The 20508-nt window shown below is 42.8% G+C and carries 21 protein-coding genes and 1 pseudogene; 11 read left to right on the top strand and 11 right to left on the bottom strand.

The annotated features are described in order from the left end of the window. Positions 1-17 precede the first annotated feature (17 nt). Entirely contained in the window at positions 18-392 is a 375-nt protein-coding gene (gene rsfS, locus RHM67_RS01360) for a ribosome silencing factor (protein WP_322229862.1), read from the bottom strand. Between the two features lie 92 nt (positions 393-484). On the opposite strand from rsfS, the gene RHM67_RS01355 reads away from it, so the two are divergent. The 6 genes from RHM67_RS01355 (at position 485) to rimM (ending at position 5944) form a co-directional block, all read left to right on the top strand. After that, the gene (locus tag RHM67_RS01355; RefSeq protein ID WP_322229859.1) at positions 485-1213 is read left to right on the top strand and encodes a biotin--[acetyl-CoA-carboxylase] ligase; all 729 of its coding nucleotides are present in this window, start codon (positions 485-487) and stop codon (positions 1211-1213) included. Next, positions 1213-1665 (top strand): protein-disulfide reductase DsbD N-terminal domain-containing protein, encoded by a 453-nt coding sequence (locus RHM67_RS01350; RefSeq protein WP_322229856.1) that lies wholly within the window; start codon positions 1213-1215, stop codon positions 1663-1665. The genes RHM67_RS01355 and RHM67_RS01350 overlap by 1 nt, the downstream gene beginning before the upstream one ends. Positions 1666-1681: 16 nt before the next feature. After that, positions 1682-3412 (top strand): protein-disulfide reductase DsbD family protein, encoded by a 1731-nt coding sequence (locus tag RHM67_RS01345; protein WP_322229853.1) that lies wholly within the window; start codon positions 1682-1684, stop codon positions 3410-3412. Positions 3413-3531: 119 nt separating this feature from the next. Then, the gene (gene pfkA / locus RHM67_RS01340; RefSeq protein WP_322229851.1) at positions 3532-4509 is read left to right on the top strand and encodes a 6-phosphofructokinase; all 978 of its coding nucleotides are present in this window, start codon (positions 3532-3534) and stop codon (positions 4507-4509) included. A gap of 273 nt (positions 4510-4782) precedes the next feature. After that, positions 4783-5334: a 30S ribosomal protein S16 gene (locus tag RHM67_RS01335; protein WP_322229849.1), complete on the top strand. Its 552-nt coding sequence runs from the start codon at positions 4783-4785 to the stop codon at positions 5332-5334. Positions 5335-5413: 79 nt separating this feature from the next. Then, a complete protein-coding gene (rimM, locus tag RHM67_RS01330) occupies positions 5414-5944 on the top strand; it encodes a ribosome maturation factor RimM (protein ID WP_322229846.1) in 531 nt (176 codons plus the stop codon). A gap of 104 nt (positions 5945-6048) precedes the next feature. Here the strand turns inward: rimM and RHM67_RS01325 are convergent, their stop codons facing one another. Continuing rightward, positions 6049-6567, bottom strand: a complete 519-nt coding sequence (locus RHM67_RS01325) for a hypothetical protein (RefSeq protein ID WP_322229843.1) — start codon at positions 6565-6567, stop codon at positions 6049-6051. A gap of 292 nt (positions 6568-6859) precedes the next feature. Between RHM67_RS01325 and trmD the strand changes: the two genes are divergently transcribed. Both trmD and rplS read left to right on the top strand, forming a co-directional pair. Beyond that, positions 6860-7534, top strand: a complete 675-nt coding sequence (gene trmD / locus RHM67_RS01320) for a tRNA (guanosine(37)-N1)-methyltransferase TrmD (RefSeq protein ID WP_252758670.1) — start codon at positions 6860-6862, stop codon at positions 7532-7534. Between the two features lie 200 nt (positions 7535-7734). Beyond that, positions 7735-8082 carry a 50S ribosomal protein L19 gene (gene rplS, locus RHM67_RS01315; RefSeq protein ID WP_369124783.1) on the top strand — a complete coding sequence of 116 codons (348 nt, stop codon included), beginning with the start codon at positions 7735-7737 and terminating at the stop codon, positions 8080-8082. A gap of 532 nt (positions 8083-8614) precedes the next feature. On the opposite strand, the pseudogene RHM67_RS01310 reads toward rplS, so the two are convergent. From RHM67_RS01310 to RHM67_RS01295, 4 genes and pseudogenes are all read right to left on the bottom strand, one after another. Continuing rightward, positions 8615-9268: pseudogene (locus RHM67_RS01310) on the bottom strand (phosphatidylserine decarboxylase family protein); the annotation flags it as partial. A gap of 28 nt (positions 9269-9296) precedes the next feature. Further along, on the bottom strand, positions 9297-10109 hold the full coding sequence (locus tag RHM67_RS01305; RefSeq protein WP_322229841.1) for a phosphatidate cytidylyltransferase: 813 nt from the start codon (positions 10107-10109) through the stop codon (positions 9297-9299). Then, positions 10106-10318, bottom strand: coding sequence for a hypothetical protein (locus RHM67_RS01300; RefSeq protein ID WP_322229839.1), 213 nt, complete (start codon positions 10316-10318; stop codon positions 10106-10108). Before RHM67_RS01300 ends, RHM67_RS01305 begins: the two co-directional genes overlap by 4 nt. After that, positions 10299-11240 (bottom strand): type II CAAX endopeptidase family protein, encoded by a 942-nt coding sequence (locus RHM67_RS01295; protein ID WP_322229836.1) that lies wholly within the window; start codon positions 11238-11240, stop codon positions 10299-10301. The genes RHM67_RS01300 and RHM67_RS01295 overlap by 20 nt, the downstream gene beginning before the upstream one ends. Positions 11241-11281: 41 nt before the next feature. Between RHM67_RS01295 and dusB the strand changes: the two genes are divergently transcribed. Together dusB and apaG are read left to right on the top strand one after the other, a co-directional pair. Then, positions 11282-12274: a tRNA dihydrouridine synthase DusB gene (dusB, locus tag RHM67_RS01290; RefSeq protein ID WP_322229833.1), complete on the top strand. Its 993-nt coding sequence runs from the start codon at positions 11282-11284 to the stop codon at positions 12272-12274. A gap of 48 nt (positions 12275-12322) precedes the next feature. Then, positions 12323-12709 carry a Co2+/Mg2+ efflux protein ApaG gene (gene apaG / locus RHM67_RS01285; RefSeq protein ID WP_252758665.1) on the top strand — a complete coding sequence of 129 codons (387 nt, stop codon included), beginning with the start codon at positions 12323-12325 and terminating at the stop codon, positions 12707-12709. A gap of 73 nt (positions 12710-12782) precedes the next feature. Here the strand turns inward: apaG and RHM67_RS01280 are convergent, their stop codons facing one another. The 4 genes from RHM67_RS01280 to recQ all read right to left on the bottom strand — a co-directional run bounded on the left by RHM67_RS01280 (position 12783) and on the right by recQ (position 17394). Continuing rightward, a complete protein-coding gene (locus tag RHM67_RS01280; RefSeq protein ID WP_322229830.1) occupies positions 12783-13424 on the bottom strand; it encodes a hypothetical protein in 642 nt (213 codons plus the stop codon). A gap of 460 nt (positions 13425-13884) precedes the next feature. Next, complete coding sequence (locus tag RHM67_RS01275) at positions 13885-15012, bottom strand: UDP-N-acetylmuramoyl-tripeptide--D-alanyl-D-alanine ligase (protein ID WP_322229828.1); 1128 nt, start codon at positions 15010-15012, stop codon at positions 13885-13887. Next, on the bottom strand, positions 14964-15233 hold the full coding sequence (locus RHM67_RS01270; RefSeq protein ID WP_322229826.1) for a Mur ligase domain-containing protein: 270 nt from the start codon (positions 15231-15233) through the stop codon (positions 14964-14966). The genes RHM67_RS01275 and RHM67_RS01270 overlap by 49 nt, the downstream gene beginning before the upstream one ends. Before the next feature lie 19 nt (positions 15234-15252). After that, positions 15253-17394, bottom strand: coding sequence for a DNA helicase RecQ (gene recQ, locus RHM67_RS01265; RefSeq protein WP_322229823.1), 2142 nt, complete (start codon positions 17392-17394; stop codon positions 15253-15255). Positions 17395-17493: 99 nt separating this feature from the next. Here recQ and RHM67_RS01260 point away from each other — a divergent pair, with 99 nt between their 5' ends. Further along, the gene (locus RHM67_RS01260) at positions 17494-19995 is read left to right on the top strand and encodes a M14 family metallopeptidase (RefSeq protein WP_322229819.1); all 2502 of its coding nucleotides are present in this window, start codon (positions 17494-17496) and stop codon (positions 19993-19995) included. Between the two features lie 120 nt (positions 19996-20115). Here the strand turns inward: RHM67_RS01260 and RHM67_RS01255 are convergent, their stop codons facing one another. Beyond that, the gene (locus RHM67_RS01255) at positions 20116-20244 is read right to left on the bottom strand and encodes a hypothetical protein (protein WP_322229817.1); all 129 of its coding nucleotides are present in this window, start codon (positions 20242-20244) and stop codon (positions 20116-20118) included. Positions 20245-20508: the final 264 nt, after the last annotated feature.

Below are 20508 nucleotides of genomic sequence, written 5' to 3'. Positions count from 1 at the left end.
TTTTCCAGCGCTTTTGTTTAAGCGCTTTTGTAGCTTTTTATTTCAGCATCACCCCATAGGTCTTCAACACCATAAAACTCGCGTTTATCGGTCCTGAAGATGTGTATGACAACGTCTACATAATCCAGCAGTATCCATTCGCCATGCTCTAGTCCCTCTTTCCTCCAGGGGTCCTGTTGCATAACTTTATAAATTTCTTCTTCAACACTATGAGCAATTGCTTTTACTTGTGTGGTTGAATCGGCGTGGCAAATTACAAAGTAGTCTGTTACCGAACTGTTGATATTACGGAGATCGAGCCTTACCAGATCATTGCCTTTTTTTTCCTGCATGCCGTGGATGGCAAGTTCAGAAATATAGGTAGATTCATTTATCACTTTACTTTTTACCATTAAAAAGATTTAGTTTTGAACGATTTTGGGTTTAATAATATTATACTTTGCAAAATAACATATTTTCAGGATTATTTGTTGGACAAAACTTAGTGTCACTAAAAGAAGTTGACTCTACAAACACATTTCTCAAAAATATCTTGTCAAATTCCAAGCCAGTACCTGAGGGAACGGTCATTATGGCAGAAGACCAATTTGCCGGCCGCGGGCAGCGTGATAACACCTGGCACGCAGAACCCGGCAAAAATTTAACTTTCAGCATTCTTTTAAACCCCACCTTTTTATCGGCACAGCAGCAGTTTGACCTTACCCGAGCCATTAGTATGGGTGTATATGACGCTTTGTACCCCCTGTTGCGTGACAGCCTAAAGATAAAATGGCCAAATGATATTTATTATGGCGATGCAAAGCTTGGCGGTATGCTGATAGAGAACATTTTGCAGGGCAGCCAGATCAAGCACTCTGTTATAGGTATTGGATTAAATGTAAATCAGGAAAACTTCCCGCAGGGGGCGGTTAATGCTACATCTATCAGCAAGATATTACAAAGGGATTATGAATTAAAAAATATATTAGCTGAAATTTGTAACCATATTGAGGCTTATTACCTACACCTTAAGGCCGGCCGGATTGATTTTGTAAGGAATTTATATTTAAGCCGTCTATATTGGTTAAACGAACAGCACGCGTTTAAGTCGAACGGGGAGATTTTTGAAGGTATTATAAAAAGCGTTGAGCCTGCCGGGATGTTGGTTATTGACAAAGAAGGTAAGGACGAAGCATACAATTTAAAGGAAATAGAATTTTTAAATAAACCATAATGAGAAAATTACTTTTAGCGGTTACCGCATTAATGATCACTTTTGCTGCCAAGGCACAGGTAGAATCGCACGTGAGATGGTCATACGCGGCCAAAAAAACCAGCGCTACCGAAGCCGTTGTTTTAATAAAAGCCACTATTGACCATGGCTGGCACATTTACTCGCAAACCGTTAAAGAAGGCGGCCCTGTAAAAACCAGCTTTACTTTTGCACCATCAAAAGAATACAGCATAGTTGGTACCCCAAGCGAGCCAAAACCGATTACCCGTTTCGAAAAAGTGTTTAACATGAATGTTGGTTATTTTGAGAACTCGGTTGTATTCCAACAAAAAATCAAACTAAAATCAGCAAAGGCTTCTGCTGTAAAAGGCAAGCTGGAGTTTATGACCTGTAACGATTCCAAATGTCTTCCACCAGACGAGGTTGAGTTTTCTATCCCGTTAGGTAAATAATATTAAGACAAGACGAATGACATCAGCTACCCTGCGCAGCTCTTTTAAGCACGCGTTCCTATTTTTAGTTGTCCTGTTTTCTTTTGTGGCCGTTATTCCGCAGCAAGCCAAAGCACAAACTGCCGATACCGTTTCTACAAATGATGTTGAATTTACGGATGTGCCGTCGGCCTCGCAGCAAATTATCGCCAATAAGAAAAAAGCAGACTCGCTTGATAAAGTAAAAGGGGATTCAGCAAAAACATCGGTTGCGGATACAAATACCACATTAAAAGACGCGGCTGCAGCTGAGGCGTCTGCCAGCCTTTGGCAGTTGTTCATCATTGGCTTTTTGGGTGGTTTTGCAGCGTTTTTATTGCCTTGCGTATACCCTATGTTGCCATTAACGGTTAGCTTTTTCACTAAAAGGGGGGGCACAAGGGCGAATGCGATATGGCAATCTTGCCTATATGGCTTATCCATCATATTTATTTATGTGGTTTTTGGCTTGCTGATCACCATCATTTTTGGCCCGGCTGCATTGAATGGCCTGGCGACAAACGGCATCTTTAACTTCTTTTTCTTTTTGATGTTGATCGTGTTCGGGGCATCGTTCCTGGGTGCGTTTGAAATAACGTTGCCAAGCTCATTGGCCAACAAACTGGATGCAAATTCTGACAAGGGTGGCCTTGCCGGCATCTTCTTTATGGCGGCCACATTGGTAGTGGTTTCTTTTTCATGTACAGGGCCTGCTATAGGTGGTGTACTATCAAGCGCGTTTACAAAAGGCGACAGGCTTGGGCCTGCGGTTGTAATGTTTGGCTTTTCGTTAGCTATAGCATTGCCGTTTACCATATTTGCCATGTTCCCGTCGGCGCTTAAAAGCCTGCCAAAATCTGGCGGCTGGTTAAATAGCGTTAAGGTTATTTTAGGTTTTATTGAGATCGCCTTTGCTTTGAAATTCTTGTCGAACGTCGATTTGGCTTACCACTGGAACTTGATAGACCGCGAAGTAGTATTATCGCTTTGGATAGCCATTGGCATATTAATGAGTTTATACCTGATCGGTAAGATCAAATTCTCGCACGATAGCGATGTACAGTATTTAACCGTAACCCGCACCTTTATTGCCATGGGTATGTTTGCCTTTACCGTTTACATGATACCCGGCCTTTGGGGAGCGCCTTTAAAAGCCATTAGCGCATTATTGCCGCCTTTGAGCACACAAGATTTTGATATCTCGGGTGGTGGTGGCGCGGCAGCTGTTGTAAATCCAGCTAATACATCAAGCATCAAAACAAAAAAATACGAAGAGCTTTTTAAACGCTTGCCAAAGGTAAAAGGGCTTGACGAATGGTATGATTACGACCAGGCGATACAGCTTTCGAAAGAATTACATAAACCGATCCTGATTGACTTTACTGGTTGGAACTGCGTAAACTGCCGCGAAATGGAGCAGAATGTTTTACCCAACCCGGAAGTGCTTAAGCGCCTGCAAAACGAATTTGTGATATTACAGATGGTGATTGATGATAAAACTGAATTGCCAAAAGTAGAACAATACACTTCACCCGTTCAAAAAAAGGCGATAACCACATTGGGCGGTAAATGGCTCGATCTGGAGATATCTAAGTACGACACAAACGCACAGCCCTACTACGTGATCATTAACGAAAAGGGCGAAGCCCTGGTTAAACCGATAGGCGCAACAAACACTGAAAGTTTTGTAAAATACCTCGACAGTGGTATTGCTGCTTACAAAAAATAGGCAGGCACTAAAAAAATTAATGTAAATTCGCGGAACTTTACGAAAACGATGCAGCTAACCTACAGGGTTTTTGTAAAGTTCTTTTTATTTACACTTATAAAGCGACAGCGCCTTTTAAAATGACGCAGATCAAAAACATTGGAGTTTTTACATCAGGTGGTGATGCACCGGGTATGAACGCCGCCATCAGGGCGGTAGTACGCTCCGCAATCTATTATGGTATTGAAGTTACCGGTATCCGCAGGGGGTACGAGGGGATGATAAATGGCGAGTTTTTTGCCATGGACAGGAAATCTGTTTCCAACATCATTCAGCGGGGGGGTACTATTCTTAAAACAGCCCGCAGTGAGCAGTTCAGGACTGTTGAAGGCCGCAAATTAGCTTACGATCAACTAATAAAGCATGGTGTTGATGCCCTTGTTGGCATTGGCGGCGACGGTACTTTTACCGGCGCGCATATTTTTGGCGAAGAATACGATTTTCCTATTGTGGGTTTACCCGGCACTATTGATAACGACCTTTTAGGTACCGATTTTACCATTGGTTACGATACGGCCATTAATACGGTTATTGACGCTGTTGATAAGATCCGCGATACTGCAGAATCTCACGACCGTGTGTTTATTGTTGAAGTAATGGGCCGCGATTCGGGTTTAATTGCCCTGCGTACCGGTATTGCATCGGGCGCAGAGGCCATTGTGATCCCCGAAAGTAAAACCAATATCGATGCCCTTTGCGAACGCCTGGAACATGGCCGTAAAGACAAGCTATCGAAAATTGTTATTGTTGCCGAGGGTGACGATGCCGGTGGCGCTTTCGAGATAGGTAGGCATGTTAAGGAGCGTTTCCCGCATTACGACACCAGGGTTTCTATCCTTGGTCACATTCAGCGTGGTGGCCGCCCGTCATGCCAGGACAGGGTATTAGCAAGCCGTGTTGGCGTTGCTGCTGTTGAAGCGTTAAAAGATGGGCACCGTAACGAAATGATTGGCGTTATCCACAACGAAATTTCATACACTCCGTTTGAGCATGCCTGCAAGCATAACGTGGAAATCAACCCCGACTTTTTAAAGATAGTAGAGATACTGGCGATTTAAGTTGGATTGATATACAAGATAACAGCCGCTCAATTTGAGCGGCTGTTATCTTTAAAGCGGAAAATGAGCTTATAAAGCTGCTAATCCCTCCTGCCACTTCTCATTCCTACCGTACCCCTTCCAAGGAGGAATTGATGCATTACTCCGCTTTCGGCGAGTTTAAAACCTTTACCTAATTAATTATAAGCCTTTTAAATATAAATAATAATTTATACCTTTGCATCCCCGCAGAAAGAACTCCGGGGACAATGTTGAATACATAAAAACAAAAGAATGGCAACTAAAATTAGACTGCAAAGACACGGTAAAAAAGGTAAGCCCTTTTATTACATCGTAGTAGCAGATGCCCGTGCTCCAAGAGACGGTCGTTTTATTGAGCGTGTAGGTTCATACAACCCTAACACAAACCCGGCTACAATTGATATCAACTTCGAGAAAACGCTTGAGTGGGTAAACAATGGTGCACAGCCAACAGACACTTGCCGTGCAATACTGTCTTACAAAGGCGTATTATACAAAAAACACTTACAAGGCGGTGTTAAAAAAGGTGCTTTAACCGAAGAACAGGCAGAAACTAAATTTGCTGAGTGGTTAGACCAAAAAGACGGTAAAATAACGGGCAAAAAATCAAACCTTAACGCTGCAAAAGACGAAGCCCGTAAACTGGCTTTAATTGCTGAAGCGAAAAAGAAAGAAGATAAAGCTGCAGCTATCGCTGCTAAAAATGCTCCTGTTGCCGAAGAAGTAGTAGAAGAAGAAGGTTCTGAAGCACCGGCTGAAGAAGCTGCTGCTGATACTGAAGGCGAAGCAGAAAAGGCTGAATAATTATTTGAACGCAAGTTCATAAAGCAAATGGCGAAGCACCCAACGGTTCTTCGCCATTGTTATTTAAACGTATTTATATATGACAAACACGGCAGAATATTTTAGACTTGGCAGCATTTTGAAAACCAAAGGCCTTAAAGGCGAGATGCAGGTTTATATTGATTTTGAGGATGCCGAGGCCATCAAGATCAAATCGCTATTTATAGACATTGCCGGTAAGCTGGTACCATATTTTGTTAGCTCTATCAAGTTTTTACAAAAGAGCCAGGCATATTTAAACCTCGAAGATGTAGATACCATTGAAAAGGCAAGTATGCTGGTTAAAAAGGACATTTACCTGCCAAATAAGGTAAAGCCTAAAAAGAAAAAGGAAGAATTTACACTTAAAGATGTAAAAGGCTTTATTGCGGTTGATGAAAACCATGGCGAACTTGGCGAGATACTGGATGTGATAGAATATCCGCAGCAATTGATCGCGTCTGTAAATTATAAAAGTAAGGAAGTGTTGTTCCCCCTTAATGTGGATATTATAAAAGGTATTGATGTTGAAAGCGGCGAGATCTATATTGCCCTGCCGGATGGCTTGCTGGATGTTTACTTATCAGAATAGCATTCTTTTAACAACATATTTTAAAGCGCTCTTTGTAGCGCTTTTTTTATTTTGAAAAATATTTGTCAAAAATACTGGTAACTATATACCAGTTGGGACAACATTTATTTCCATTTTTTAAAACCACCAACCTCTGGCAGCAAACCAAATTTAATACAAAACCATGTTCCTAATATAAGAGCAATTATTCCTCCAATTATTGTAGCAATTAAAGCATTATTAATAACTTTACGTATGGTGTTACCAGTACTTTTTATAATGGGTCTTATATACGCCTTTGGAGTTTTCGTCGGCAATAAGTTTCCTTTTTCTAAGGGTGGGTCTTCAAAGGGCAATTGATCTAAAAGTTGAGCTATTGATAGTTCACTTATATCTTCTAAATTTGTATTTTTTTCTGAATATTCTATTCTAAATATATTAGGATGCTTTAATATCGCCTCGAATGCATCTTTTTTATCTATTGTACCTTGCCAAACTTCTTCTCCCGTATTACTATTATATAATTCGTATAGGTCTTTGAATTCTAACGCTTCATAAAGATTCTTATTAATAGTGGACATGCAATATTCGTAGCTTACATATTCAATTTTACCCGTTTGCTTTTGTTTTATTTTTATTGACATAAAAAAAGAGGCTTTGGTTTAGCCTCTTAATATGAGGAATAAAAGCAGATTATCAACTAAAAAACATCCTTTAATTCTATTTCTGAATACGCTGTCTTATCGCTTACTAATTTGTCTAACAATAAAACTGAATTTTTGTGCAATTGGCCGCGTATTCGGCAAGCCTGTAGAAGAGATATTTGAGCTGGAAGAGGGGGATTAGAAAGAGACGCTAGGAGTTTTGGAATCAAGCTCAAAAAAGTCTTAGTTCTTGATCCTTTACTCCTGTGTCTAATAAAAGTATCTTTGCCCCATGCGTTTCGATATCATATCTGTTTTGCCCGGCCTGCTGGAAAGCCCGTTTGCCCATTCTATTTTACAGCGCGCCCAAAAAAAGGGCGTTGCCGAAATTGTGGTGCATAACCTGCGCGATTATTCAACAGCGAAACAAAAAAGCGTTGACGATTATCCGTATGGTGGCGGCAGCGGAATGGTGATGACAATACAGCCCTTTGCAGATTGTATTGAAAAATTAAAAAGTGAGCGTGAGTATGACGAGATCATCTTTATGTCGCCAGATGGCGAAACGCTGAACCAGGGAATTGCTAATCAGCTCTCCATCAAACAAAACGTTATTATACTTTGCGGGCACTACAAGGGGATAGACCAGCGCATCAGGGATATCTACGTTACACGCGAGATCTCTATAGGCGACTATGTGGTCTCGGGCGGCGAACTGCCCGCAGCTGTACTGGTTGATGCCGTGGTGAGGCTGATACCGGGCGTGTTAAGCGACGAGACCTCGGCCCTGTCCGATTCTTTTCAGGATGATATGCTGGACGCCCCCGTTTACACCCGCCCTGCCGATTGGAACGGACATAAGGTACCGGCAATTTTACTAAGCGGTAACACCCCCGAGGTAGAAAAATGGCGTTTTGAACAAGCATTGGAGCGCACTAAAACCCGCCGGCCCGATCTATTGGAGTAAACGGATTAGTGGTTGTATAGTTGAGTGGCGTATAGTTAACCGCCTTAAAACTATTCATATAATCAACCAAAACCCACATGATGTGTGGACAAAACACAATTTGTGGAAATTTTTAAAATAGGTTTTTAAAATTCAAAAAATATCCTTATAATTGCACTCCGATTTTTACGGGTTAAAAATCGCTTTAAGAGCTAAAAATCATGGATTTAGTAAAATTTGTAGAAGAGCAATCAGTAATTAAGAATACCTTCCCGTCGTTTAAGGCTGGTGATACTGTTAGCGTGTATTATAAGATCAGAGAAGGTAACAAAGAACGTATCCAACTTTACCAGGGTGTTTGTTTACAACGCAACAGTGTTGGTAACAGCGAAACCTTTACAGTACGTAAAGTGTCTAACGGTATTGGTGTTGAGCGTATATTTCCTATCAACTCTCCAAACATCGATAAGATCGAAGTTAACAGTGTTGGTAAAGTACGCCGCGCTAAATTGTTCTACCTGCGTGCCCTTACCGGTAAAGCAGCTCGTATCAAATCAAAAAGGGTTTAATTATCTTTTCGCCGCAAGGCGGATACAATATAAAGCAAACCAAACCTGCCCGTAATACGGGCGGGTTTTTTTGCGTTGATTGAGATTTTACACAGGATTGTCATTGTGGGCCTGTCGAACCATTTTTATTGCGACAAAGTAATCCATGTTATTGCGGGGGGGCGATAACAACGCAATAATTTAAGAGACTGGCGGATATGCTGAGATTGCCACGCTATCGCTCGCAATGAACATGAAGGAACAAAAAAGCCCCGATGTGGTTACACCAGGGCTTTTAAATATATCGGAAATGTTATTTCCTATCAGCAGTTTTTGGTTTTGCAGGTGCTTTTGCAGCAGGTTTTTTAGCAGCGGCAGGTGCGGGAGCTTTTACTACAGCAGGTTTAGCAACGGGTTGCTCTTTCTTTAGATCATGCTCAATTACCAATGTCTCTTCGCCATGCGCGTTAGATAATGGTGTTTCTACATCGGGAATATGGGTGTCTTCTAAAACATCAGATGATACTTCGGTAGTAGCAGCAGCCATGCTGGTTAGTTCGGCTAGTATAGTACGGCCACCTTTAACAACCTGGTTAAGCTCCACATTGATCTTAGTGCCCAATGGCAGGAACAGATCTACCCTCGACCCAAATTTAATAAAGCCAAACTGCTGGCCTTGCTCAACTACATCGCCTTCTTTAACATACCATACAATGCGGCGTGCAAGCGCGCCGGCTATCTGGCGGAACAATATCTGTACACCGTGGCTGTTCTCGGTTACAACCGTTGTACGCTCGTTCTCGGTAGATGATTTTGGGTGCCATGCCACCAGGTATTTACCCGGGTGGTATTTAAAATATTTTACAACACCACTTATAGGGTTCCGGTTCACGTGCACGTTTACGGGCGACATAAATACCGATAGCTGGATCCTCCTGTCTTTCAAAAATTCGGTCTCGTCTGCTTCTTCAATAACAACCACTTTACCATCGGCAGGGCACAAAATATGGTTCTCGCTGGTAGTGATAACAAATTTAGGGTTGCGGAAAAATTGTACGATGATTACAAACAGTAAAAACGACAGGATGTAAACTATCCATTTTACCGCGTGGGCATCGGGGAAGTAAAATGATATAGCAGCATTAAGTAATGCTATAACCAGTATGGTTAAGGCAAGTGATGTATATCCTTCTTTATGAAAAGTCATATATATAGGCTAATAAGTTTTTACAAAACTAAACATTTACAACAAAGTACAAGTATGTATAAACAATGGGAGCGGCTAATAAAAATCCGTCGAACCTATCCAGCAGGCCGCCATGGCCCGGCAATATACTGCCCGAATCTTTAATATTTATGCTGCGCTTAAACATCGATTCTACCAAATCGCCCAGCGTACCAAAGAACGATATCAGTATCCCTACAGATACCCATTGCTTCCAATCCAGCTCTGGGAAGTACAGGCTGATGATATAACCCACCCCGCCGCTGATAACCACCCCACCAATAAAGCCTTCCCAGGTTTTTTTAGGGGAATGGCGTTCAAATAGTTTGGTACGGCCAAATGCCCGGCCGGTTAAATAAGCACCCGTGTCGTTACTCCAAAGCATCAGTAAAAAAGCCAAAGGGAAGTGGAAATTATACGAGCCTTTAATAAACGCGAGGGCGTGGAAAAAGGTAAACGGAACGATCACAAATACTAAGCCTAATATGGTATAAGCAATATTGGTTAGCGGCGCCACCGAAATCTTAAAGAGCTCCTGAATAAAAATGGCGCTAAAGCTAAGCGTAAGTAAAAACAGCAGGCTATGGTAAATTGGCCTGTCATGGTACACTATCACAGCGAAAAGTGAGTAGATGAAAACCGCGTTTATAAAGCCTGATGTGCGATTTGGCTGGATGCCGCTTTTAATATTAAGGCCATAAAACTCGTGCAGGCAAAGCAGGCTTAAGATGAGGTAAAATGCCCCGAAAACGTTATGATCCAATAACACGGACCCGATCATCACTATAATAAAAAAGAAGCCTGTTATGGCGCGTGTCTTCATAAATTTATCTGGTTCAATATCATTATTTCGATAGCACTGCTAAAGTTTTCCTGGTGCACGTAAACTTCAATATCGCCAAATGCCTGGTGAGATGACGCCTGCTTATTAAGCAACACGGCATCAATCTGATACCCGGTAAGCACCTGCTTCACAATTTCTGACTGATAAAAGTTTGACGATGTAAAAATTTTAACCCAGTTCTTCTCCATTTAATAGGGGCTTTTGCCTGCCCTGTGCTACTTTTTTGTAAACTAACAGCAAATTTATAATAATTATCAGGCTAAACAGGTAGCCTGGCGTGTTAAATACGTTGGTTTCGTCGGGGTTTAATGTAATAAGTTTTTTTTGATATAGGTAAGTGCTTATCACCGCTGTTGCATTATTTAAGAAATGCCCCCAAATCGCAGGCCAGATGCTGCCGCTGTAGGCTACAAAATAACCGAATATTGCGCCTAACAATGTACGCGGAAAAAAGCCATAAAACTCCATATGGAAAGCGCTGAAAAGCACGGCGACTACCCAGATAGCTATGTGCGTGTTTTTGGTCCATTTTTCAAATATGGTTTGCAGTACACCACGAAACATAAACTCCTCGGCAACGGCAGTTAAAAACCCTATCAGCAATACATTCTTTATACAATCCCATACCGAATCCATTTTAAGGATGGCTTCGGTAACGCGGCGTGCACTTTCTTCGCTGTCTTTCATCCATTTCTCTAAGCCACCAAGCCATTTGGGCAAAATCATCTGCTGGTTCATATTACTTAAAAACTCTATCAAAGGCATTGTTAAAGCCATTATAAAAAAGGCTATGACAAACAGCAGCCAGGGGAAACGAAAAGTAGGTTTAATATAATCGTTAGTATCCCTTACAATCCATTTTGCAAATACAACCGGTGCCAAAAAGATCGGGATTGTGGTGGTAACCACCTGTAAAATGTATAAGGCATTTATACTTTGCGGGTGGCTAAAGTTTAGCTTGGCTATATCCAACAATATGTCAATTCCGTATATGGCGGCTATCATCCCAAAGCCTAAAAGGTTGCCAGCTAAAAATATCCCTCCAAAAACAGCCACAAAAAGCAGGAACTGTTTTGCCGGGGACATTTGATTTACAGGGCTTTTCATCATATTGCTTAATATTTCGTAAATTTGCAGGGTTAAATATAAGCATGTCTGTACAAATAGGAAATATTGATTTAGGGGAATTCCCGCTGTTGCTGGCACCGATGGAGGACGTGAGCGATCCGCCATTCCGTTACGTGTGTAAGCAAAACGGCGCGGATATGATGTACACCGAGTTTATTTCATCAGAAGGATTGATCCGCGATGCCGCTAAAAGCCGCCAAAAGCTCGACATTTTTGAATATGAACGCCCGATAGGCATCCAGATCTTCGGCAGCGATATCGACCACATGCGAGAGGCTACCGAAATAGCATCACTTGCTGGCCCCGACCTGATGGATATAAACTACGGCTGCCCCGTTAAACAGGTGGCATGCCGTGGCGCAGGCGCAAGCCTTTTGCAGGATATTGATAAAATGGTAGCCATGACCAAAGCGGTTGTAAATGCCACCCATTTGCCTGTTACCGTTAAAACCCGCTTAGGCTGGGACGATAACACCAAAAACGTTTACGAAGTTGCCGAACGGCTGCAGGATGTAGGTATAAAGGCACTAACCATACATGGCCGTACCCGTTCGCAAATGTACAAAGGTGTTGCCGACTGGACGCTGATCCACGATATTAAAAAGAACCCACGCATCAAGATCCCGATCTTTGGGAATGGTGATATAGATTCCCCCGAGAAAGCTGCCGAATGGCGTACGCAATTTGAGGTGGATGGCATGATGATCGGCCGTGCGGCTATAGGTTATCCGTGGATCTTCCGCGAGATAAAGCATTATTTTAAAACCGGTGAACACTTGGACAAACCAACCATTGCCGAGCGTATTGAGGTTTGCAAAACCCACCTCGAAAAATCAATGGAGTGGAAAGGCCCGCGTACCGGTATTTTTGAAATGCGCCGCCATTACAGCAACTATTTTAAAGGCGTGCCCGATTTTAAGGAGTACCGCATGAAACTTGTAACCGCGGCAACCGTAGAAGAGATTATGGATATATTGGATCAGGTAGACAAAAAATATGCTTTTGAAATGGCGTAATATTTGTATACATGCTATATATTTGAAATATAACGAAGACAATAAGAAATGACCACTATCATAACTGAAGGTGTTAAGGTTTCAGTGGAAACAATTTATCAGCCCGAATATTCTAACCCAATGAACGATCACTTTATGTTTGCCTACAGGGTGAGTATAGAGAATATGGGCAATTATGCGGTACGTTTGGTAAGCCGCCACTGGTACATTTTTGATTCTAATGGCGCAAAGCGCGAAGTTGAGGGCGAAGGTGTAGTAGGGCAGCAGCCAATTATAGAGCCAGGTAGTTCACACGAATATGTAAGCGGCTGCAACCTAAAAACCGATATGGGCAGCATGAAAGGCGAATACCAAATGGAGCGCCTTTTGGATAATTCCGTCTTTAACGTACAGATCCCGGAGTTTTATTTAATTGCGCCTTACAGGCTGAATTAAGAGAAGCAAGATTTTAAGATTCAAGAACCAAGATATACGGCCCCAACAGTATTGTTGGGGCCTTTTTTTGAAATTAAATTCGGCGATGCCAGATAACGTTTGCTGTTGTGCCTGTGATAGCTTTAATCTGGCCGGTGTTATAGCCGCTATCAAACCTGTCGTAATAAGTAACTGTGGTATTGCCTATTGTTTTTAGCTTGCCTATCAATTCATCAAGATCAAACCGGTCATAATAGGTGATTTTGTTATCGCCGATCGATTTCATTTTGCCAAGTAGTTCATCCCAGTCAAACCTGTCGTAATAGATAAACTTAATATTACCGATTGATTTTACTTTGCCTATTAACTCGTGCCAGTCAAACCTGTCATAATAAGTAATGGTAACGCCACCTATCGACTTTACTTTGCCTTTAAGCTCATCCCTGTCAAAATTATCGTAATACTCAACATTGGGGTTGGTGAAGCTTGTGAAGCGTATGTCCCGGCCGTCATCATCAACATTATCATAATAATCATTAGTACTACCATCGTACTCTTGTGTAACCCGGCCCAGCGGGTCAATGTAAACAGTTATACCGTTTGTTTGAAAATGGACTGAAGATATGTAGGCATTACTGCCCGTAACCCTTACATTTAATTGATAATCGTCCTGTGCGCGGCATAAAAAACGGATGGTTACTAATAGGACGGATAAAATTGTGCGTTTAATAGGCATTACATGTAAGGTTGAGTCGCTGTACTCTTTATAAGATTAAAATTTTGTTGCAGGGTTTAACATGGCATTAAACTTTATACGCGATAGCCCACTAAAAAGAAAAGGCTACCCTAAGGCAGCCTTTCTAAACAACAATCAAACTATCATATTATTCTGCCTTTTGAAGAAGCTGGCCGGCTATCTTGTGGAGGCATATGCAATACGTTGTAATGCAATATCAATAGAACGATTAATGGCATTACGCAGGCCTTGCCCGTAACGCTACAGACAATTTATTTATTTTAAAAAATGATTTTTAATGGGTGTGGCCATAGGCAGTTTAGTAGGTGAAGAAGTAGCAGAATTGGCTCTTAAATACTAAAACACCGTGTTCATGTTCACAATGTGAATACAAGATTTTTATATAATATCTTGTTTTTCAGAATATTATTAAAATGGCTTCCGTGAACAAGATGTGTTTTTACAACAACTCCACCAACCGCTCCAAAGCCATTCCGCGAGATCCTTTGATCAGGATGGTTGCATTGGTAATTGGGTTTTGTTTTAAACCTATCATGGCATCTTCGGCAGTTAGGTAAAAGGTTGTGTTGATGAGGTTGGTATTATCCACTTCGGTTTGCTGGCTCGAAAAATCTTTGCCGATAAATATGCGCTCGTCGACATTAGCGGCCATGGCTTTATGGATAACAGAGGTATGTTCTACGGCCGATTCTGCGCCCATCTCAAACATATCGCCCAATATCATCACTTTGCGTTCTGCTTGTACCTTATCCATGTTTTCGATAGCCACGAACATGCTGCTCGGATTGGCGTTGTAAAAATCGCAAATGAGGGTGTTGGTTGCCGTTTTGGTGATCTGCGAACGGTTATTTTTAGGTTGATACCCCTCGATCCCCTGGTCTATCTCATCGGATGATAGCCCGAAATAACGGCCTATACAAATCGCAGTCAGTATATTATCTAAATTATAAGAACCCGTAAGCTGTGATTTTACGTTGTATGATGAACTTGCTTTGTCGTACCATTTCAAGGTTAAATAAGGTGAGTTGTCTAACAGCATTCCGCTAACAAGATTATCAGGGTTACTGTTTTTGCCATAGTAAATTACCTCTTTTAACACACGTGCCTTTTGCATCTCAAGTAGGGTTACATCATCACTATTTACAAAAACAGCGTACTTCCCGACTTCCGAATTTTCCAAGTTAGAAAAATAATCATATAGTTCTCCTTTACCTTTTTTCACCCCTTCAACGCCCCCAAACCCCTCTAAATGCGCTTTGCCTACGTTAGTAATTAATCCGTGGGTAGGCTGCGCAATGCTACAAAGCAATGCAATCTCTTTTTGGTGGTTGGCGCCCATTTCTATCACCGCCATTTCGTGCGAATTATCAATAGTCAGGATGGTTAACGGCACACCAATATGGTTATTTAAATTACCTTGTGTAGCCAGCGTTTTAAACTTTTGAGATAACACAGCGTTGATCAATTCTTTGGTAGTAGTTTTGCCATTAGTGCCGGTAAGGCCAATTACTGGGAGGCTTAATTGCTTACGGTGATACTTTGCCAGCTCCTGCAGTGCGGTAAGCACATCATCAACCAAAAAAACCTTTCGCCGGTGGCAAATTCCGGGTTATCGATTACCGCATAGGCTGCACCCGCTTCAACTGCCTGCGCGGCAAAGGTATTAGCATCAAACTTATCGCCTTTTAGCGCAAAGAATAGGCTGCCGGGCGCTATTTTGCGGGTATCGGTACTAATAACCGGGTGTTGAATGAATAGCTGATATAATTGTTCGGTGGTTGTTTTCATGGTCAAATTGCAAACTAAATTACGCTTCTCGGTTCATCCAGGCAATAACGGCTTTAATTTCGCCATAAGTATAGGCATCGCCCAAAACTTCTTTTATGGGCGATAGCATGGCACTACCATAACTTTCAACCGCATCTTTTATAGCCGGGATCTTGTTCTCATTAACAAATTCGAAGACATCCAGTTCTCCGGTTTGTATAAAGCGGCTTAAATGGCCTTCAATTGTGGTTGGCGAAAGGCCACGCTCGTGCGATATCTCGGTAACGCTTTTGCCCTCTTTATATAGATTATAGGTAAACTGAAAGGTATCTGATAATTTCCCTTTCTTAATTTTCGGCTTGCGTTCGCGCTTAGCCGACTTTTGTTTGATGCGCGATGGCAGACCTTTCGCCTCGCTATAACTATTTACGATAGCCAAAAATTCGCGGCCGTATTTAGCAAGCTTAACATCACCAAAACCGGAGATAAGCCTCAACTCATCCATTTTTTGCGGCAGGTAGGTGGCTACTTCCAATAAGGTAGCATCCGACAGGATAATATATGCCGGCAGGTTTTCGCCAATGGCAATTTCCTGGCGTTTTTGGCGCAGGTTGGCCAATAGCTCGGCTTCGTAATTCAGCACTTCCTGTTCCTGCTCGTCGGTAACCTGGCTTGCAATCAACTCAACTTTTACATCGCCCTTTAAAACGGCTTCGCTTTTTGGGGTGAGGCGGATAGTAGGGAAACCTTCATCAACGCTTTGCAAAAAACCTTTCGAGATCAGTTCGCGCAGGTATCGCTGCCAATCGGCTTTGCTGATATCTGCACCGGCACCGTAGGTTTTAAGCGCTTTATGCTCGGTCCAGATCTTTTCGCTTCTGGAACCGCGCAGAAAATCAATTAGATAGGTAGCACCAAAACGCTCTTTCAACCGTACAACGGCCGATAATGCCTTTTGCGCTATAAGCGTACCATCAAACTTGGTAAACTCACTCAGGCAGAAATCGCAAGAGCCGCAATTGTCGGGGAATGGCTCATCAAAATAGTGCATCAAAAACTGGCGGCGGCAGGCATGCAGCTGGCAATAATTTACCATATCGTCCAGCTTTTTAAGCATTATGGCGCTTTGTTCCTTGTTGTTTTCTACTGTGGCGAAACCACGTAGTTTAATAGCATCCCCGGGCGAGTATAGTAATAACGCATTGGAAGCCAGTCCGTCACGGCCGGCACGGCCGGTTTCCTGGTAGTAGCCTTCGATGTTTTTAGGAAGATCCATATGTACCACGTAACGCACATTACTTTTGTTGATGCCCATGCCAAAGGCGATGGTTGCCACAATGATCTTGATCTCGTCCTTTAGAAAAGCTTCCTGGTTGCGGGCTTTTATTTCGTTGGCCAACCCGGCATGGTAGGCTGCGGCTGCGAAACCTTCTTCTTTAAGGTTATCGGCAAGGGCCTCGGTTGACTTCCGCGAAAGACAATAAATGATCCCTGAATCGTCTTTATGCGCCTCTAAAAAGCCCAAAAGTTGATTGAAACTGTTCTTTTTGGGGATTACGCGGTACGTGATGTTTTCGCGGTTAAATGATGAGATAAAAACCGCGGGCTTGTGCAGGTTTAATTTTTCTAAAATATCTTTTTGAGTAAGCTTATCGGCGGTAGCGGTAAGGGCTATCACCGGCACTCCGGGAAACTCTTTTTTTAATCCCGCCAGCATCAAATATTCCGGGCGGAAATCATGGCCCCATTGCGAGATACAATGCGCTTCGTCAATAGCTATTTGCACTACGTTAAGCGTATGCAAAAATGCCATCATACGGTTATCGGCACCAAACAAACGTTCGGGGGCTACATAAAGCAACTTCAGTTCGTTGTTCTTTAGCTTAATGGCAATGTCCTTTTGCTCTTCCGGGCTTTGGCTGGAATTTAGGAACGCCGCGGGTATGCCGGTAAGATTCAGGCTATCCACCTGATCCTTCATGAGGGCTATCAGCGGGGATATCACAATGGTCAATCCATCCAGCAAAACGGCGGGCAACTGGTAACAAAGCGATTTGCCGCCACCAGTTGGCATCAACGCCAGCGTGTCCTTTTTGTTTAGCACATTGGCTATAATAGCTTCCTGCGAAAGCCTGAACTCTGAGTATCCGAAATATTTTTGAAGGGCTTGTATAGGCGTCATGGTGTTGTATGCAAAAGTGCAGATTTGAATTAATAGCCTGATGATGAAACCTCAAAAAAATATTTTAGATTAGCCTTTACTGACACCAGTATTTTATACATGATAAAAAAGCTACTCTTTGTTATTATAGCCGCGCTCTGCGGTATCCCTGTTTTTGCGCAGGAACTACAATCGCCCGAACAATTTTTAGGTTACAAGTTAGGCGATAAATTTACCCCGCATTACCGTGTGGTTGAGTATTTTAAATACGTTGCCCAAACCGCAAAGAACACACAGTTGCAGCAATTTGGCACTACAAACGAAGGCCGCCCATTATTGGCAATGTTCATCGCATCAGATGATAATATTAAACGACTGGAAGAGATTCGCCATAATAACCGGCGCATCGCGGGGATAGAAAGCGGCGCTGTTACACCAAACTCACCCGTAATTACCTGGCTAAGCTATAACGTACATGGTAATGAGCCCGCATCGAGCGAGGCTGCTATGTGGACATTGTTTGACCTTGCCGATCCATTAAACGCAAAGTCGAAAGAATGGCTAAAGAACTCCGTAGTAGTTATCGACCCATGCCTAAACCCGGATGGGCGCGACCGTTATGTTAACTTTTATAACTCGGTACGCGGCGTTACGCCCGATGCCAGCCCATCATCGCGCGAGCATATGGAACCATGGCCGGGCGGGCGCGTAAACCATTACTACTTTGATTTGAACAGAGATTGGGCATGGCAGGCACAAAAAGAAACGCAGGCACGTGTTGGCCTGTTTAACCAGTGGCTGCCCGAAGTGCATGTAGATTTCCACGAGCAGGGCTATAACAACCCATACTATTTTGCCCCGGCTGCCGAGCCGTACCATAAAGATATTACCAAATGGCAGCGCGATTTCCAGGTGGTGATAGGTAAAAACAATGCCAAATACTTTGACCAGAATGGCTGGATGTATTTTACCAAACAGGAGTTTGACCTGCTTTACCCATCATACGGTGACACCTACCCACTTTACAATGGCTCGATAGGGATGACCTATGAGCAAGGAGGCATCGGCGCCGGCCTTGCTGTGGTTACCCGCAGCGGCGATACACTTACTTTGGCGCAAAGGATAGCGCACCACCATACCACAGGGTTAAGCACCGTAGAGATCGTATCGGCAAATGCCCAAAAGGTGGTTGATGAGTTTAAGAAGTTTTATGATAACAGCCGCCAAAACCCCCCGGGGCAGTACAAAACCTACGTTATTAAAAACGATAACAACGAAAAGGTGAACGAACTGGCCAAAATGCTTACCCGAAACGGTATCCAGTTTGGATATGGCCTGGCTAACAAATCGGTTACCGGGTATAACTATTTTACCGGCGCTACCGAGCAATATAATGTAGAGCCGAATGACCTGGTGGTGAATGCTTATCAGCCCAAATCGGTATTACTGCATGTTTTGCTGGAGCCCAAAACGTTCATCCCCGATTCGGCTACGTATGATATTACCGCTTGGGCGCTGCCTTACGCTTATGGTTTAAAGGCTTATGGCGTAAAAGAATCGTACAAACCAGCCAATACCAACTCCAGTGTGGTTAAGCCTGCCGCCTTAAGTAATACTAAGGCATACGCCTATGTTTCTGCATGGCAATCAATTGCCGATGTAAGGTTTTTATCAGCCTTGCTGAAAAGGAATATCAAGGTTCGCTATTCCGAGTTGCCTTTTGAGGCGAAGGGCAAAAAGTTTACCGCAGGCTCCTTATTGGTGACCCGTGCAGGGAACGAGAAAATAGATTTTGACAGAATAGTTACCCAGCTGGCCGCGGATATGGGTCACGAGATCACCCCGCTTTCTTCAGGCTTTGTAGATAAGGGATCTGATATTGGCTCGTTCGATGTGAAATTCATTAAACAGCCACACGTGGCTTTGATTACCGGCGATGGCATCAACTCGGAAGCAATGGGCGAGGTATGGCACTTTTTTGAGCAGCAAATTGGCTACCCTATTAACCTGATCCGATACCAGGATATAAACCGCATTAAACTGGCGGATTATGATGTGCTAATTATGCCGGACGGCAGGTATAACGACCTGTCATCAGACAACCTGCAAAAGTGGGTTAGCGATGGCGGGAAATTGATTGCATTAGAAAATGCGGTAGCGTCATTGGTAGACAAAAAGGGCTTCGACATTAAAAAGAAGGAAGCCAAAAAGGATGATAAACCGGACCCAAAGGCTAAACAAAGAGTGAAGCTTTATGCCGACCGTAACCGCGATGCCATCCGCTCGAGCATCCCGGGCGCTATATTTAAGCTTAATATGGATAATACCCACCCACTTGGCTTTGGTTTCCCCAACTATTACTACTCGTTAAAACTGAGCGATGATATTTACGAGTTGCTTGGAGAAGATGACTGGAATGTGGGCACTATAGATAAAAACGGATATGTAACAGGCTTCGCCGGTGTGCAATCCAAACAAAAAATCAATAACGGTATGCTGCTTGGCGTACAATCTTTAGGCCGCGGCTCGGTAGTTTATTTGGTTGATGACCCATTGTTCCGTAGTTTTTGGGAGAATGGTAAATTGCTGTTTAGTAATGCTGTGTTTATGGTAGGGCAGTAAAAGAGAGGCAAGAAGTTTAAAATCAGGAATCAAGATGCTTATTTAATTAAGAAGGCCGCTTAGTAATTAGCGGCCTTTCTTTGTCGTGGATCTTATGTCTTGTTATCTTACATCTCTCCCTTATCCTCCGCTTTTCACCCTGCCTTTTTCGTCTTCGGCGCCGGTTTGGTGCTGGCTGGCTTTTATTTTGCTGTTACCAAAATTGTAGGTAAAGGTTATGCGGCCAATGCGGGTTTCGTTTTTCTGCACCAGGCTTAGGTTGGTATCCGAGTAGTGAAGATGTATGCATAGGGATAGGGTTTATGTTGTATGCGGGCAATATGCCAACATGTTGTTGTCTTTGGTATAAGATGGTAAAAGGGTACTAAAGGTTACAGATAAATGTTAATTTATTAGCTGTGGAAACAGTATTTCTGCAACGTTCTGGTATATAAAGTTATGCGTATGGAAGGGGTTTGCCGCATATGTGTTATTTGTTGCCAATGCCGTTTTTACAGAACGCGGTAAGGCAAC

Source organism: Mucilaginibacter sp. 5C4 (assembly GCF_034345625.1).
In the GTDB taxonomy this organism is placed as follows: Bacteria; Bacteroidota; Bacteroidia; order Sphingobacteriales; family Sphingobacteriaceae; genus Mucilaginibacter; species Mucilaginibacter aurantiaciroseus.
Note: the sequence above shows the minus strand (reverse complement) of the source record. Positions and strands in the feature narration are given on the sequence as shown.